The organism is Actinomycetospora termitidis, from assembly GCF_030286555.1.
Classification (GTDB): Bacteria; Actinomycetota; Actinomycetes; order Mycobacteriales; family Pseudonocardiaceae; genus Actinomycetospora; species Actinomycetospora termitidis.
In genome coordinates, this window is the sequence record NZ_JASVWF010000001.1 from 1,475,717 (window position 1) to 1,491,796 (window position 16,080).

A 16,080-nucleotide genomic window follows, 5' to 3' on the forward strand; every position below is an offset into this window, starting at 1 on the left:
CAGATCACGAGGAGTAGTCGCCGTGGCAGGTCGGCATCGCAGGGGTTCGCGTCGTCGGACGGCAGTGGGGTCGTTGATCGGGGTGCCGGCGGCGTTGGCGCTGGCCCTCGGGGTCGCGCCGTCGCCGGCGGGTGCGGGAGCGGTCGTCGAGGGGCCGGCGCACGCGGTGGCGGTCGACCCGGCGTCGGGGACGGTGTTCCAGGCCGACCCGGTGCTCTCGGCGGTGCGGGTGTTCGTGCCGGACGGGCGGGGCGGCCTGCGTCAGGTGCAGTCCGTGGGCGTCGGCGCGACGCCGGTGGCGGTGGTCTACGACGCGGTGTCGAAGCGGGTGCTGACCGCCGACAAGGGCTCCGGGACGGTGTCGGCCGTCGTCCGGGACTCCTCCGGGAGCTGGACCTCGGGAGGTTCCGTGCCGGTCGGCTTCGCGCCGGCCGTGGTGGCGGTGGACCGGTCGGGGTCGGTGCACGCGTCGGCGCAGGAGTCGGGGACGGGGCCGGTGGCGACGCTGGCCCGCACGTCAGGCACCTCCGGTGCCGGCAATGCGTCACTGCCGGCACCCAGCGCCAGGAACGCCACACCGTCGACGGCCGCGAAGCCCGCATCGGCCGCGAAGCCCGCGCCGGCGCCCGCCCCCGCGCTGCCGGCGGCTCCGCCCGGCTGGCTGCCGAAGTCCTGGGCCGGCTACACCGTGACCCGTGGCGAGGGCTTCGTGAAGTACTCCTCGCGCACCGGGAACACCGAGTTCTGCTTCGGCACGTGCACCGACGTCGCGGTCGGCAAGGCCGGAGTGAACGGCGGGCAGGGCGGCACGGCGTACTGCATCGGGACCTGCACGAACCTGGCGACCGGCGCGAACGGCGGCGCCGGGCAGAACGGCGGGAAGGGCGGGACCGCCTACTGCCTCGGGGTCTGCACGAACGTCGCGGGCGGCGGTCGCGGCGGGGACGCCACGGGCGCATCGGCGCTCGGGGGCAACGGCGGCGCGGGCGGCACCGCGGTCTGCCTGGGTGACTGCCGGTCCCTGGCGGTGGGCGGCCGCGGCGGCGACGCGACCGCGGTCGGCGCGGACGGCCTCGACGGCACGACCACAGCCGCGGACGGCGGTGCCGCGCAGAGCGCGACCGCGGTCGGTGGCCGCGGCGGTGACGGCGGCACGACGGTCACTGCCCGGGGCGTCGGACGGGGTGTCGGCGGTCTGGGTGGCAACGCGACCGCCACCGGAGGCGTCGGCGGTGACGGTTCCGACGTCACCGCGACCGGCGAGGACGGCGACCCGGGCATGGACGGCGAGAGCGTGTCCGCCGTCGGCGGTGCCGGTGGCGCGGGCGGGAGTGCCGCCGCGACCGCGGGCCAGGGCGGCAACGGTGCCGGGGGCCGAGCGGCGTCCGGGACCGCGACCGCGACCGCCGGTGTCGGTGGAACGGGTGGCGACGCGACCGCCACCGGCGGCGACTCCCTCGCCGTGCCGTCCGGCCCGAGCGTCGTCGTCGGCGCCGAAGGCAGCGAGACGGGCGCGAACGGTGGCGCAGGCGGGGCTGCAAGCGCCACCGGCGGGCGGGGCGGTGCCGGCGGCACGGGCACGGCGACCCGGGACGGCGTCACCACCACGACGACCGGTCCCGGCGGGAACGGCGGGACCGCCACCGCCGTCGGTGGCCGTGGCGGCGACGCGAACGACGTCGACGGGACGAACGAGCAGGCCGGTGGCTCCTTCACCGCCGTCGCCGGTGCCGGCGGCACGGGCGGAGCGGCCGCGGCGACCGCGGGCCTGGCGGGTGGCCCGGGCGGACAGGCCGGCACCGCGTCCGCGACGGGTGGTGCCGGTGGCACCGGCGGCGACGCGTCGGCGACCACGGCCGACGGACGAGCGGGGACCGTGGCGTCCCCGGACGGCGGGGCGGCTGGGGCCGCGACCGCGGTCGCCGGGGTCGGCGGCAACGGTGGTGCGGCGACGACCAGCGCCGGCGGATCGGCTACGCAGGGCGTCGGCGGTGTCGGTGGCAGCGCCACCGCGCAGGCGGGCGACGGCGGCGCCGGGCGGGACGTGACGACGGTCGGTGGCACCGGACAGGACGCGTCCGCCACCGGTGGCGCCGGCGGAACCGGTGGCGACGCGACCGCGATCGCGGGCCGGGGCGGCACGGGCGCCGGCGGGACGGCGGCCTCGGGGACGGCCATGGCGAACCCCGGTGTCGGCGGTGCGGGTGGCGACGCATCGGCGACCGGCGGCGCCGGCGCCGGCGGAGCGGGCAGTTCCACCGCGACCGGCACCGTCATCGGCGGCGACGGCAGCGCCGGCGGCGCGGCCGCTGCGATCGGCGGCCGGGGCGGCGCCGGGGGCATGGGCACCCAGACCGGCGAGGGAGGCACGCTGCTGACCCGGGCCGACGGCGGCGACGGTGGCGCCGCCACCGCGACCGGCGGCCGGGGCGGGGACGGCGCCGCCGCGCAGGCCACCACCCCGACCGCGGGCGAGAGCATCGCCGCCATCGGTGGGGCCGGTGGCGCGGGCGGAACGGCGAACGCGACGGCCGGCCTCGCTGGCGGGCCGGGTGGCGGCGACGGCGCGTCCAGTGCGACCGGCGGTGCGGGGGGCCTCGGCGGGGCAGCGTCGGCGACGACGGCCGACGGGCGTGTCGGCGTCGACGGGCTCGGCGACGCCCCCGACGGCGGCGACGCCGGGGATGCGACCGCGACCGGCGGTGCGGGTGGCGCCGGCGGGACGGCCACGACCGGTACCGGTGGCACCGCCACCCAGGGAGTCGGCGGTGTGGGGGGGAACGCCATCGCCCGGGCCGGCGACGGTGGCGACGGCTACTCGGACCTGACCGCCAGGATCGCGGCCATCAGTGGTGACGGCGGTGATGGCGGTGACGCCGCCGCGACGGGGGGCCGGGGCGGCGTCGGAGCCGGTGGTCCCGCCGCGAACGGCATCGCCACGGCGACGGAGGGCGACGGAGGCCACGGGGGCGACGCAGCCGCCGTCGGATACGACGGCGAGTTCTCCCAGGGCCCCGGGCAGGGGGGACCTGGGTACGCACTCGGCGGCGACGGCGGCGACGGCGGCTTCGCGACCGAGGACGGCATGCAGGTGGGTCAGGGTGCTGGTGGAGACGGAGGAGACGCCACGGCGCGGGGTGGCGTCGGTACGCCGGGCTTCGGGCTCGTCCCTGCCGGCCGGGGAGGCGCCGCGACGGCGCTCGGCGGACACGCGGGCTCCGGGGGCACGTCCGGGCGCAGCGGCGATGCGACCGCCGTCGGCGGCGCCGGCGGCACTGGTCTCGACGCTCCTGCCGGTCTCGGCGGGCTGGGCGGCTCCGGGGGCGCCGGTGGAGCTGCGGCGGCCGTGAGCGACGGGAACGCCTCGAGCCGCGGCGGTGACGGCGGTGACGGGGGCGACTCTGGTTACGTCTACATCGACGGGAATGCCATCGGCTCCTCGGGCGGTCACGGTGGTCAGGGTGGTGACGCCAGGAGTTCGGGAGGGCAGGCGAGCAGCCAGGGCGGTGACGGCGGGGACGGCGGCAACGGAGCCGGCGAGACGGGCGGGAACGGCGGGAGCGGCGGCAACGCCACGGGCGGCCAGGCCCAGGGCGGCTCGGGCGGCAGCGGCGGATCGCCGGGCGGCTCTGACGGTGCCGACGGGACCCCGTCGTCCGACGACTGACCGGACCAGCACCCGCCGTCGGGAATCCCCTTCCCGACGGCGGGTGTTCGCGCGTCCGGGGTGCGATCCTGGGCGGGTGACGGCCACCACCACCCTCGCCGACTCGCTGGCTCAGGTCATCGCGGACCCGGAGCGGGTCAAGCGCCGGCCGATCGACCTCGCCGCCCATGCCAACGACGCCAGCCACTACCTGCTGCACCCGCAGGCCGTGGTGCTGCCGGCGGACGCGGCGGAGGTCGCACAGCTGCTGCAGCTCGGCGTGCGGGACCGGCTCAACCTGACGTTCCGCTCGGGCGGCACGAGCCTGTCGGGGCAGGGTGTCACCGACGGCGTGCTCGTGGACACGCGGCGGTTCTTCCGCGGGCTCGAGGTGCTCGACGACGGCCGCGCGGTGCGGCTGCAGCCCGGGCTGACCGTCAACGAGGTCAACGCCCGCCTCGCCCCGTACGGCCGCAAGATCGGTCCGGACCCGGCGTCGTCGGCGGCGTGCACCATCGGCGGCGTCGTCGCGAACAACTCGTCCGGCATGAGCTGCGGCACCGAGTTCAACACGTACTCGACGCTGCGTTCGATGACCTTCGTCCTCGCCTCCGGCACCGTGATCGACACCGGGAAGCCCGACGCGGACGACGAGCTGCGCCACCGGGAGCGGGACCTCTACGAGGGGCTCGCGCGGCTGACACGCCGTGTCAGGGATGACGCGCACTCCGTCGAGCGCCTGCGCCACCTGTTCTCGATGAAGAACACGATGGGCTACGGGCTGAACAGCTTCCTGGACTTCGAGCGCCCGATCGACGTGCTCGCCCACCTGCTCGTCGGCTCCGAGGGGACGCTCGGGTTCGTCGCGGACGTGGTGCTGGAGACGCTGCCGATCCTCCCGCACGCCGCGACCTCGATGCTCGTCTTCGCGAACACGAGCGACGCCACGGACGCGCTCCCGGCCCTGCTCGACGCCGGGGCGAAGACCCTGGAGCTCCTGGACGCCCGCGCGCTCGTCGTCGCGCAGTCCGACCCGCGGGCGCCGTCGACCGTCAAAGAACTCGACGTCCAGAGCCACGCCGGCCTGCTCGTGGAGTTCCAGACCGCCACCGCCGACGAGCTCGACGGCATCCAGGCCGACGCCGAGCCGGTCCTCGCCCAGCTGCCCCTGACCCGCGACGCCGGCCTGACCCGCGAGCCCGCCGCGCGCGCCTCGCTGTGGGCGCTGCGCAAGGGGCTCTACACCGCGGTCGCGGCGGCCCGCCCGAGCGGGACGACGGCGCTGCTGGAGGACATCTCCGTCCCGGTCCGGACCCTGCCGTCGACCTGCGACGGGCTGACCGAGCTGTTCGACCGCCACGGCTACGAGGGCTCGGTGATCTTCGGGCACGCGAAGGACGGCAACGTCCACTTCCTGGTCAACGAGCGGTTCGACGACCCCCGCGAGCTGGAGCGCTACCGCGTCTTCACCGACGAGATGGTCGACCTCGTCCTCGCCCAGGACGGCACCCTGAAGGCCGAGCACGGCACCGGCCGGATCATGACGCCGTTCGTGCGCCGCCAGTACGGCGACGAGCTGTACGGCGTGATGCAGGAGCTGAAGCGCCTCTGCGACCCGACGGGTCTGCTCAACCCCGGGATCATCCTGTCGGACAAGGCCGACGCCCACCTGACCGACCTCAAGACGGTCCCGACGGTGGATCCCGAGGTCGACGCCTGCGTCGAGTGCGGCTACTGCGAGCCGGTCTGCCCCTCGCGACGGGTCACGACGACCCCGCGCCAGCGCATCGTCCTGCGCCGCGCCGCCGCGAAGGACCCGGCGCTCGCCGCGGAGATCGAGGCCGACTACGCCTACGACGCCGTCGACACCTGCGCCGCCGACGGCATGTGCGCGACGGCCTGCCCGGTGCGCATCAACACCGGCGACCTCATGAAGCGCCTGCGCTCCGAGCGGCACTCCGACCGGGCGCAGCAGGCGGGGAAGGCCGTCGCGCTCCGGTGGCAGGGTGTGTCCGGGACGGCGCGCGTGGCACTGCGGGCCGCCTCGGCGGTGCCCGGTCTGGCGTCGGCCGCCTCGGCGGCGGCCCGGAAGGTGCTGCCGACCGACCTCGTTCCGCTCTACTCGCGGGCGGTCCCCTCCGGCGGAGACCACCGGCCCGAGCCGGTCTACCCGGCGAACCCGGACGTCGTCTTCTTCCCGACGTGCCTGCACCAGGTGTTCGCGCCCGAACAGGGAGACGGGTCCGCGCACGCGTTCCTGCGCCTGGCCGAGCGCGCGGGCGTCGTCGTGGCCGTGCCCGAGGGGATCGGGTCGATGTGCTGCGGCGTGCCGTGGGAGTCCAAGGGCTTCACCGAGGGCAGTCGCGCCATGGCCGCGCGGGTCGTCGACGGGCTGTGGAGCTCGACCCAGCAGGGGCGCCTGCCGGTGGTGGTCGACGCGTCGTCGTGCACGCACGGGCTCGAGGGGCTGGGAAAGCTCCTTCCCGACGACGGGCGGGTCGCGTCCCTGCGCTTCGTCGACGCCGTCTCCTTCACCGCCCACGAGATCCTGCCGAAGCTCGCCGTCGGGACGAAGGCGTCGTCGTTGACGCTGCACCCGACCTGCTCGACGACCCACCTCGGCATCGGCGACGACCTGCGGCTGCTGGCCGAGGCGGTGGCGGACGAGGTCGTCGTGCCGAAGGCCTGGGGCTGCTGCGGCTACGCCGGCGACCGCGGGATGCTCCACCCCGAGCTCACCGAGGCCGCGACCGCCGAGCAGGCCGCCGAGGTGCGCGCGCACCCGACGGAGCTCTACGCGAGCTGCAACCGCACCTGCGAGATCGGCGTCTCGCAGGCGACCGGCGCGACGTACCGGCACGTGCTGGAGATCCTGGACGATGTGGCTTCGCCTGGTGAGCAGAAATTGTCGCTATAGCGACACAAAGTGCTCACCTGGCGAACGCCACACGGTAGGTCACCGGCCAGCGCTTGCCGGTGACGAGGAACTCGTCCGTCCCCGGGATCGCCGCGATGCCGTTCAGGACGGCGTCCGGGTCGCCCCGCGTCTGCGCCGGTCGCAGGGCGGAGGCATCCACCACCGTCGTCATGCGGCCCGACGGCGGGTCGATCCCGACGATCTCGTCGGTCTGCCACACGTTCGCCCAGATCGTCGAGCCGGTGCACTCCAGCTCGTTGAGCCGCCTCACCCCGGTGTCGACGGTGCGGCGGGGCGCGAACGTCTCCGGGTCGCGGAACACGAGGGTCGACGAGCCGTCGGAGGTCACCAGGTCGGTCGCGGTGTGGCAGATCCCCCAGCCCTCGCGGTCGAGCGGGAGGGTGCGCCGGACGGCGAGCGTGGTCGGGTCGCGGTCGTACACGACGCCGTTCTTCCAGGTCAGCTGCCAGATCCGGTTCGGCGTGACGGTGATCCCCTCGCCGAACTGGTCGGCCGGCAGGTCCACCGCGCGCCGGACCGCGCCCGTCGTCGGGTCGGTCTCGCGCAGCTGGGACCGCCCGACGAGGCCCGTCCCCTCCCAGAGCGACGCCCCCGCGATCTCGAAGCCCTGCGTGAACGCCGCCGGGTCGTGCGGCACCGTCCCGAGGACCTGCACGGAGAGCCGCGTGACGTCGGACGCCGGGGCCGCCGACGTCGAGCAGCCGGCGAGGACCACCAGGGCCAGCAGGACGAACGGCACTCTCGCGCGCCTCGACGCTGCGAGAGTGCCGTGCGCGCGGACGGGGCGGTGGCGGCGTGGCACGGGGGGAGACTCCCACGCCGGGCGCGGGTCCTCGGTGCGGCACAATCGACGACGTGCAGGACCTCGCTGACACCGCCGTGCCCACCGCCGTGCTCGCCGATGCCGTCGACCTCGCGCGCGCGGCCGCCGTCGAGGCCGCCGACGGCGAGGCGGACCAGGTCGGCGAGCACCTCGAGGTCGTCCGCGAGGACGCCACCGCCGCCACGCACTACTTCGCCGCCGCCAAGCCCGGCTACCGCGGCTGGACCTGGGCCGTCACGGTCATGGGCGCCGACGAGGTCACCCTCGGCGAGGTCGCCCTGCTGCCCGGCACCGGCGCCGTCGTCGCGCCGGAGTGGATCCCGTGGAACGAGCGCGTCCGCGCCGAGGACCTCTCCCCGGGCGACCTGCTGCCGGTCGACGAGGACGACGAGCGTCTCGTCCCGGCCCACGCGTCCCTGGACGACGACGAGCCCGGTGCGGACGAGATCCGCGCGGTCGCGGACGAGCTCGGCTTCGGCCGGCCGCGCGTCATGAGCCCGGAGGGCCGGTTCGACGCGGCCGAGCGCTGGACCGGCGGGGACTTCGGCCCGGCCGCCGAGATGGCGCGCGCGGCATCCGCCCACTGCGGGACGTGCGGCTTCTACCTCACCCTCGGCGGCTCGCTGCGCGGCGCGTTCGGGGTGTGCGGCAACGGCAACGTCCCCGCCGACGGGCACGTGGTGCACGCCGAGTACGGCTGCGGCGGGCACTCGGAGCTGCAGGTCGACACCGGCTCCGTCGTGATGGTCGCCGAGCTGGTCTACGACGACGGCGTCGACATGGAGCCGGCGTCGGATGGGAACGCCTGACCCCTTCGGCACGGCCGCGCTGCGCCGCGCGGTCCTGGACACCTGGGCCGCGTCCCCGGCGCGCTTCCGGGAGGACGCGAACGCCGAGGAGGACCTCGTCCGGGGCGGCTACCGCGGGCGCTGGTTCGTCGAGCTGGCCCAGAACGCCGCCGACGCCGGTGCGGCGGCGGGGGAGCCGACCCGGCTGCGGGTCACCGTGCACGGCGACGAGCTGCGGGTCGGCAACACCGGCGCGCCGCTCGACGCGGCGGGAGTGGCCGGACTCGCCTCGCTGCGGGCCTCGGCCAAGCGCACCGGGGCGACCGTCGGACGGTTCGGCGTCGGCTTCAGCGCGGTCCTGGGCCTGACCGACGCGCCCCGGGTCGTGACACGGGACGGCGGGGTCGCGTTCGACCGCGCCCGGACCGTCGCGGCCGTCACCGAGGCCGGCGGCGAGCTCGCCGAGGAGGCCCGACGACGCGGCCCGGACGGCGTGCCGGTCCTGCGTCTCCCGTGGCCCGCCGATGACGACCTCGACGACGACCTCGTCACCACCGAGGTCCGCCTCCCGCTGACCGTGCCCGCCGACGACGCGCTCCGCGAGGTCCGCGACCAGGCCCGCGACCTGCTGCTGGCCCTGCCGTGGCTGGGCTCGGTCGAGGTCGACGGGCGGACGCTGGAGCGGGTCGACGAGGGCGGCGGCCGGCTCGTCGTCGGGGGCGTCGGCTGGACGACGCTGCCGTGCGCCGGCGACCTGCCCGCGGAGGTGCTGCGCGAGGGCGACGGCAGCGCCGCACTGGGGGTCGAGGACCGGGAGCGCACCACGTGGGAGGGGCTCTGGGCAGTCCGCGACGCCCCGGGAGGCCCGCCCCGCGACACCCTCCACGCCCCGACCGCCACCGCCGAGACGACGACGCTGCCCGCCCGCCTCGTCGTCACCGTCCCCCTCGACGCCGACCGCCGCCACGTCCGCCGGGGACGGGTCACCGACCACGTGCTGCGGGCGGCCTCGGCGCACTACCCGGACCTCGTCGTGCGGCTCGACCCCGACCGCCGCACCGCGCTCGTACCCGCCCCCGGGCTCCCCGCGTCCGAGGTGGACGCGACGCTGCGCGAGGCCGTCCCGGCCGCACTGGGCGGGGCGCCGTGGCTGCCCGGAGCGGCCGGACCCGACGTCGTGCCGTCCCGCGCGGTCGCCCTCGACGACCCCACCCCCGGTCTGCTCGCGGCCCTCGCGGACACCCTCGACGGACTGACCTCGGCGCCGTTCACCTCGGCGCTCGGCGACCTCGGTGTCACCCGGCTCGACCCCGCCGCCCTCGCCGACCGCCTCGTCGGGCTCCGCCGCCCGCCGTCGTGGTGGCACGGCGTGTACGAGGCGCTCGCCGGCCTCGAGGCGCTCGACCCCGCGGAACTCGCCGCGCTGCCGGTGCCGCTGGTCGACGGGCGCCTCGTGATCGGAGCCCGGGGCGTCCTGCTGCCCGGACCCGACGTCGCGCAGGCCGGGCTCGGCGAGGGCCTGGACCTGCGACTGGTCCATTCCGACGCCGCCCACCCGCTGCTCGTCACCCTCGGCGCCCGCCGCGCCGACGGCCCCGGCCTGCTCGACGAGCCGGAGGTGCGCGAGGCCGTCGAGCGGTCGGTCGACGACGCGGACGCGGGCCTCGACGTCGGGCCGATCGCGCGTCTGGTGCTCACCGTCGTCGGCGAGCGCGACCCCGGCGCCGGCCCCGGCTTCGGGGCCCTGGCCCTGCCCGACGACGACGGCGGGTACCGCCGCGCCGACGAGCTCGTCCTCCCCGACGGCGCGCTCCGCGCGGTGCTCGGCGACGACTCGCCGATCGGCGTGCTGGCCGACAGGGCGGTGGCGGAGCACGGCCGGGAGGCGCTGCGGGCGGTCGGGGTGCTGGACGGCTTCGCGATCGTGCTCGACGACGAGCCGACCGGCCCGGACCACGACCTCGACGACGAGGAGACGTGGTGGGCCGAGGCCGTCGACCCGGAGCCGGCGCACCCCGGTGCCGACACGGGGGCGCTCCCCGGCCCGCCGAGTGCGATGACGGCCGTCCGGGACCTCGACCTGGTCGCCGACTGGCCCGCCGCATGGCCCCTGCTGGCCGGCGACCGGGCGGTGCGGGCCGCGCTGGTCGGGCTGCCGGGCGAACCCGTGCCCTACACCGCGTGGTGGCTCGCCCGGCACGGCGACCTCGCGGGCCACCGGCCGGGGCACTGGCGGCTGCCGGGCGCGACCGGACCGGTGGCCGCCCTCGTCGACCCCGTGCCCGTCGACCTCGATCCCGGGTTCCTGACGGCGGTCGGGGTGCGCTCCGACCTGACGGTCGCCGATCCCGACGAGGCCGCCGACCTCCTCGACCGGCTCGCCGACCCGGCGCGGACCGTTCCGCCGGGGGCGGCGCTCGCGGCCCACTCCGCGCTCGCGGACGCGGTCGTCGCCGGGCGGGTCGACGTGGCCGACGTCGACCCGCCGGTGCGGGTGCGTACGGCCGACGGCAGCGTCGTCGACGCCGATCCCGCCCGCGACCCGGTGCCCGTCGTCCTGGACCGGCCGTGGCTGTCGGTGGCGCTGGACCCGGGGCGGGTCGTGCCCGTCGCCCCCGGGGCCGCGGCGACGCTCGCGGACCTGCTCGACCTGCCGGTCGCGTCGGAGACGGTGCACGGCGAGGTCCGCTCGCCGGGCACGCCGACCGCCTGGACCGCCCTCGCGGACGCCGCGGCGTGGGCGGCCGCGGTCGGGTGGGAGCTGCCCGACGGCGAGGTCGTGGTGCACGAACGGCTGCGCGTCGCGGTCAGCGTCGCCGGCGAGGTCCGCGAGGTCTTCGGCCACGTGTGGGTCACCGACGACGGGACCGTGCACACCGACGACCCGGCGCGGGCCCTGCTCGCGGCCCGGTCGCCCTAGAGCTTCTGGGCGCCCTTCGAGCCGCGCGCCACCGCGCGGCGTTGCACCGCGAGCACCGTCAGCCCCACCAGCCCGAGCCCGACGCCGACGACGCAGGCCCACAGCCACGCCGTCGACCCGCCGGCGAGCGCGACGACGACGAGCGCCACGACCCACACGGCCATCCCGACGACGACCGGTCGCACCGGCTCGGTCAGCCGACGCGGCAGGGGCGGGGGCTGCCAGTCCGGTTCGACCACACACCGAGCCTACGACCCCGCTAGCCTGCCGCCGTGCTGCAGCGACTGTTCCGTCTGGACGAGCGGCGGACGACCATCGGAGCCGAGGTCCGCGGGGGGCTCGTCACGTTCGTGACGATGGCCTACATCGTCGTGCTGAACCCGTTGATCCTGGGCAGCATCGACCCGGCGTCGGCCAGCGCGAAGCGCGACGTCCTCGGGGCCACGCTGTCCGTGCCGCAGGTCGCGGCGGTGACCGCGCTGGTCGCGGGCGTCATGACGATCCTCTTCGGCCTGATCGCGAACTTCCCGTTCGCGCTCGCGACCGGGCTCGGCATCAACACCCTCGTCGCGGTGACGATCGCCCCGCAGATGACCTGGCCGGAGGCGATGGGTCTCGTCGTCATCGAGGGGATCATCATCGTGATCCTCGGGTTGACCGGCTTCCGGACGGCGGTGTTCGCGGCCATCCCGGACGCCCTGAAGATCGCGATCGCCGCCGGGATCGGCGCGTTCATCGCGCTGATCGGCCTCGTCGACGCCGGGTTCGTGCGCCGCATCCCGGACGCCGCGAACACGACCGTGCCCGTCGGCCTCGGCATCGAGGGCTCCATCGCGAGCTGGCCGACGGCGGTCTTCTGCGTGGGCCTGCTCCTGACGGCGGTCCTGGTGGCCCGCGGCACGAAGGCGGGCATCCTCATCGGCGTCGTCGCGACGACGGTGCTCGCGATCGTCGTCGAGGCGATCGTGCAGGTCGGCCCGTCCAACGGCACCAACCCGCGCGGCTGGAACCTGGGCTACCCGGGCCTGCCGTCGTCGGTGGTCGGGCTGCCGGACCTCTCGCTGGTCGGCGACGTCTCCCTGGGCGCGTTCACGCGGCTGCCGATCATCGCGGTCACCCTGCTCGTCTTCACGCTGGTTCTCGCCAACTTCTTCGACGCGATGGGCACGATGACCGGACTCGGCCGGCAGGCGGGCCTGGTCGACGAGAAGGGCCAGCTGCCCAACATCGGGCGCGCTCTCGTCGTCGAGGGAGCGGGCGCGGTCGCCGGCGGGGCGGCGTCGTCGAGCTCGAACACGGTGTTCGTCGAGTCGGCCTCCGGCATCGCGAGCGGGGCCCGCACCGGCCTCGCGAACATCGTCACCGGCCTGCTCTTCCTGGCCGCGATGTTCTTCACCCCGCTCTACGAGGTCGTGCCGGTCGAAGCGGCCGCGCCGGCGCTGGTCGTCGTCGGCGCGCTGATGATGGGCGGGGTCCGTGACATCGAGTGGGGCGAGTTCCGGGTGGCCCTCCCGGTCTTCCTGACGATCGTGACGATGCCGTTCACGTACTCGATCGCCAACGGCATCGGCGTCGGGTTCATCAGCTGGGTGGTGCTGCACGCCGCGACCGGGCGGGCGCGCACGATCCACCCGCTGATGTGGGTCGTGGCGGTCGCATTCCTGGCCTACTTCGCGGTCGGACCGATCCAGGCCGCGCTGGTGTGAGCCGGTCGTCCCTCCGGTTGACAGGCCGTCGGGGCGCCGGAACGGTTGTGTCCGATGGGTATCGGAGCCACCACGTTGACGCGCCGCCGGCACGTCGACTTCGGTCTGTGCTCCACCCAGGCGTGTCGAGGCTGAATCTCCACGCCCCCGTCGTCTCGCACCACTCCCGCACGCCTCGAGGAGGCACCCCCATGTCCGTCGGCACCCCGTCCGACCCCCTGAAGTTCGCCTACTGGGTCCCCAACGTCTCCGGCGGCCTCGTCACCAGCGGCATCGAGCAGCGCACCGACTGGAACTGGGACTACAACCGCGAGACCGCGATCGCGGCCGAGAACTCGGGCTTCGAGTACGCGCTCTCGCAGGTCCGCTACATGGCCAGCTACTCGGCCGAGTACCAGCACGAGTCCACGTCGCTGTCCCTCGCGATCATGATGGCCACCGAGCGCCTCAAGGTCATGGCCGCCGTGCACCCGGGCATGTGGCACCCCGGCGTGTTCGCCAACTTCGGCGCCACCGCCGACCACCTCACCGGCGGCCGGTTCGCGACGAACGTCGTGTCCGGCTGGTTCAAGGGCGAGTTCACCGCCTTCGGCGAGCCGTGGCTCGAGCACGATGAGCGCTACCGGCGCACCGAGGAGTTCATCGCCTGCCTCAAGGGCATCTGGGAGTCCGACAACTTCGAGTTCAAGGGCGACTTCTACCGCTTCCACGACTACTCGCTGAAGCCCAAGCCCCTGAACACCCCGGAGCGCCCGCACCCGGAGATCTTCCAGGGCGGGAACTCGACCGCGGCGCAGAAGATGGCCGGCCGCGTGTCGGACTGGTACTTCTCCAACGGCAAGGACTTCGACGGCGTCACCGAGCAGCTCGACGTCATCAACGCCGAGGCCGCCGCCCACGACCGGTCCGTGAAGTTCGGCCTGAACGGCTTCATGATCGTGCGGGACACCGAGACCGAGGCCCGCGACACCCTGCGCGAGATCGTCGACAAGGCGAACGTCGAGCAGGTCCAGGGCTTCCGCGACGCCGTGCAGCAGGCCGGGAAGTCGGCCTCCGACGGCAAGGGCATGTGGGCGGAGTCGTCGTTCGAGGACCTCGTCCAGTACAACGACGGGTTCAAGTCCCAGCTCATCGGCACCGCCGAGCAGGTCGCCGACCGCGTCATCGAGTACAAGAAGCTCGGCGTCGACCTGAACCTCCTGTGCTTCCTGCACGTCAAGGAGGAGATCGAGCAGTTCGGCGAGAAGGTGCTGCCGATCATCCGCGAGAAGGAGGCCGAGCTGGCCGAGCGCCCGCTCGCCGCTCAGGCCTGAGTCGTCGGCCGGGCCGTCCGTCGGGCGGCCCGGCCGAGCCGGATCGCGTAGACCACCGCGCTGCCCAGGAACAGCACGCCGGTGACGAGCAGCCAGTTCTCGAGGATCCCGGCGGTGCCGAGGCCGGAGGTGAACCGCAGCGCGTCCTCGCCGTGGCTCGTGATCGTCGGCAGGTAGATCAGCCCGAGCACCGCTGACCCCAGGACCGGCGCCCGCACGTGGTTGACCGCGGGGACGAGCACCGGCCGGTCGGCCCGTCGCCGGGCCCACCGGGCGAGGCGCAACGGCTGGTCGGCCAGGGCGTACAGCGGGTAGAGCACCAGGTCGTGCCCGATCACGGCGCCGAGGAACCAGATCAGCAGCGCGAGCCAGCTCGGGTCCTCCCACAGCATCGACACCACGTAGCCGACGAGTGCGAAGCACGCGACCAGCACGAGCAGGTGCAGCGGGTTCGCGCCGTACAGACGCCGCCACACCGTCATGCCGTCCTCCTCCTGAAGTCGATCGACGCGACCCACTTCGTGTTGTGCACCCCGGGCAGCGCCGGGACGATCACCCGGGCCGGGAAGCCGTGGTCGGGCGACAGGTCGGCCAGCGGTCCGCCGTCGTCGTCGCCGACCCGCAGCGCGAGCAGCGAGTCGGGGTCCAGGACCTGGTTCGACTGCAACGTCGCGCGGGCGAAGGCCCCGGAGGTCTCCACCGACTGCACGAACGCGTTGTCCGGGGCCGGCACGCCGGCGAGGGCCGCGAGGTCGCGCAGGCGCACCCCGCTCCACGTCCGGGTCGTCGACCAGCCCTCGACGCACGCGATCGGCAGGACCGCGGTGTGCTGGGGCATGGCCGCGAGGTCGGCGCGGCTCAACGAGACCTCACCGGAGCCGCCGGTCAGCCGCAGTCGCCACCCGTCGCCCAGGGCCACCGGGTCGATGCCCGAGCCGGCCAGCGTGCGGTTGATCTGGAAGTCGTTCGGCCCGTCGCCGTAGGACTGCCCGCGCGGGGAGAGCACGGCGAGTGGCCGCAGGGCGTCCCAGGTCTGGCCGATGCTCAGCACCCCGACCAAGGCCGACCCGCCCCCGACGAGCCCGAGCAGCCCCCGTCGGGACAGGGTCGGCCGGCCCGGGGCGACCGGGGCGAGACCGTGCGCGTCCACCGGCTCGGGCTCGGTGGTGGCGGGGGAGTCGTGCAGCCAGCGGTCGAAGGCCCCGCTGCCGTGCGGCCCCCGCCGCAGTGCGCGGACCATCGTCGGGAACTTCAGGACGACGTGGGCGACGAAGCCGCCGATGAACACCCACGCCCCGTAGTAGTGCGCGGTGTAGAAGCCGAAGCCCCACGAGTAGTCGTACTGGGAGTTCATCAGGCCGGTGACGAACTCGAACAGGATGCCGCCGACCAGCGCGAGCAGCGAGACGCGTTCCAGCAGCTGCGCGACGCTGGTCACCGGGGGCCAGGCGAAGAGCTTCGGCACCACCGACCAGAGCTTCGCCAGGACGATCGGCGTCAGCACCATCCCGCCGACGACGTGCAGGCCCTGGGTCAGCCGGTAGAACCACGACGGATCCGTGGGCCAGTCGAAGAACGGCAGGTGCAGTCCGCCGACGTCGGCCGGGATCGCCTGCCCGAACTGCGGGCCGTAGGCGATGTAGGACATCAGTCCGGTCAGGACGACGACCGTCAGCCCGACCAGCAGCACCGCGCCGAACACGGACGTCAGCCACGTGCCGCGCAACGGGCTGCGCCACGTCCTCGGGTGGAACGGCGGGGGCACCGGGATGCGCCCCAACCCGCGCCACAACGCCGTCGGGAACCCGTACTCCGGCTCCGGGGCGCGCCGCTCGTTCTCCCGTCCGTCCCCGTCGAGGGTCTCCGGAGGGTCCGCCCCTGCCGCGGGGCCCGTGGTGCCGGCCGTGGTCATCGGGGGAGCCTAGCGCAGACTGGACCGATCGGTA

At 75.2% G+C, this 16,080-nt stretch carries 10 protein-coding genes; 6 read left to right on the forward strand and 4 right to left on the reverse strand.

Annotated elements, in window-relative coordinates; genetic code table 11:
- Nucleotides 1-73: 73 nt before the first annotated feature.
- Nucleotides 74-3,667 carry a hypothetical protein gene (locus QRT03_RS07275; protein ID WP_286051852.1) on the forward strand — a complete coding sequence of 1,198 codons (3,594 nt, stop codon included), beginning with the start codon at nucleotides 74-76 and terminating at the stop codon, nucleotides 3,665-3,667.
- Between the two features lie 76 nt (nucleotides 3,668-3,743).
- Nucleotides 3,744-6,563 carry an FAD-binding and (Fe-S)-binding domain-containing protein gene (locus QRT03_RS07280; protein WP_286051853.1) on the forward strand — a complete coding sequence of 940 codons (2,820 nt, stop codon included), beginning with the start codon at nucleotides 3,744-3,746 and terminating at the stop codon, nucleotides 6,561-6,563.
- Between the two features lie 13 nt (nucleotides 6,564-6,576).
- On the opposite strand, the gene QRT03_RS07285 is transcribed toward QRT03_RS07280, so the two are convergent.
- On the reverse strand, nucleotides 6,577-7,323 hold the full coding sequence (locus QRT03_RS07285) for a glutaminyl-peptide cyclotransferase (RefSeq protein ID WP_286051854.1): 747 nt from the start codon (nucleotides 7,321-7,323) through the stop codon (nucleotides 6,577-6,579).
- Between the two features lie 116 nt (nucleotides 7,324-7,439).
- Here QRT03_RS07285 and QRT03_RS07290 point away from each other — a divergent pair, with 116 nt between their 5' ends.
- Nucleotides 7,440-8,216 carry a DUF3027 domain-containing protein gene (locus tag QRT03_RS07290; RefSeq protein WP_286051855.1) on the forward strand — a complete coding sequence of 259 codons (777 nt, stop codon included), beginning with the start codon at nucleotides 7,440-7,442 and terminating at the stop codon, nucleotides 8,214-8,216.
- Entirely contained in the window at nucleotides 8,203-11,115 is a 2,913-nt protein-coding gene (locus QRT03_RS07295; protein ID WP_286051856.1) for a sacsin N-terminal ATP-binding-like domain-containing protein, read from the forward strand. Before QRT03_RS07290 ends, QRT03_RS07295 begins: the two co-directional genes overlap by 14 nt.
- Here QRT03_RS07295 and QRT03_RS07300 read toward each other — a convergent pair.
- The gene (locus QRT03_RS07300) at nucleotides 11,112-11,354 is read right to left on the reverse strand and encodes a DUF2530 domain-containing protein (RefSeq protein WP_286051857.1); all 243 of its coding nucleotides are present in this window, start codon (nucleotides 11,352-11,354) and stop codon (nucleotides 11,112-11,114) included. The two genes, QRT03_RS07295 and QRT03_RS07300, sit on opposite strands and share 4 nt — an antisense overlap.
- A gap of 33 nt (nucleotides 11,355-11,387) precedes the next feature.
- On the opposite strand from QRT03_RS07300, the gene QRT03_RS07305 reads away from it, so the two are divergent.
- Nucleotides 11,388-12,821, forward strand: a complete 1,434-nt coding sequence (locus tag QRT03_RS07305) for an NCS2 family permease (protein ID WP_286051858.1) — start codon at nucleotides 11,388-11,390, stop codon at nucleotides 12,819-12,821.
- A 191-nt stretch (nucleotides 12,822-13,012) separates the two neighbouring features.
- A complete protein-coding gene (gene sfnG / locus QRT03_RS07310; RefSeq protein ID WP_286051859.1) occupies nucleotides 13,013-14,134 on the forward strand; it encodes a dimethylsulfone monooxygenase SfnG in 1,122 nt (373 codons plus the stop codon).
- Here sfnG and QRT03_RS07315 read toward each other — a convergent pair.
- Nucleotides 14,125-14,616 (reverse strand): hypothetical protein, encoded by a 492-nt coding sequence (locus QRT03_RS07315; RefSeq protein ID WP_286051860.1) that lies wholly within the window; start codon nucleotides 14,614-14,616, stop codon nucleotides 14,125-14,127. The two genes, sfnG and QRT03_RS07315, sit on opposite strands and share 10 nt — an antisense overlap.
- Complete coding sequence (locus tag QRT03_RS07320) at nucleotides 14,613-16,046, reverse strand: molybdopterin-dependent oxidoreductase (RefSeq protein WP_286051861.1); 1,434 nt, start codon at nucleotides 16,044-16,046, stop codon at nucleotides 14,613-14,615. The genes QRT03_RS07315 and QRT03_RS07320 overlap by 4 nt, the downstream gene beginning before the upstream one ends.
- Between the last annotated feature and the right edge of the window lie 34 nt (nucleotides 16,047-16,080).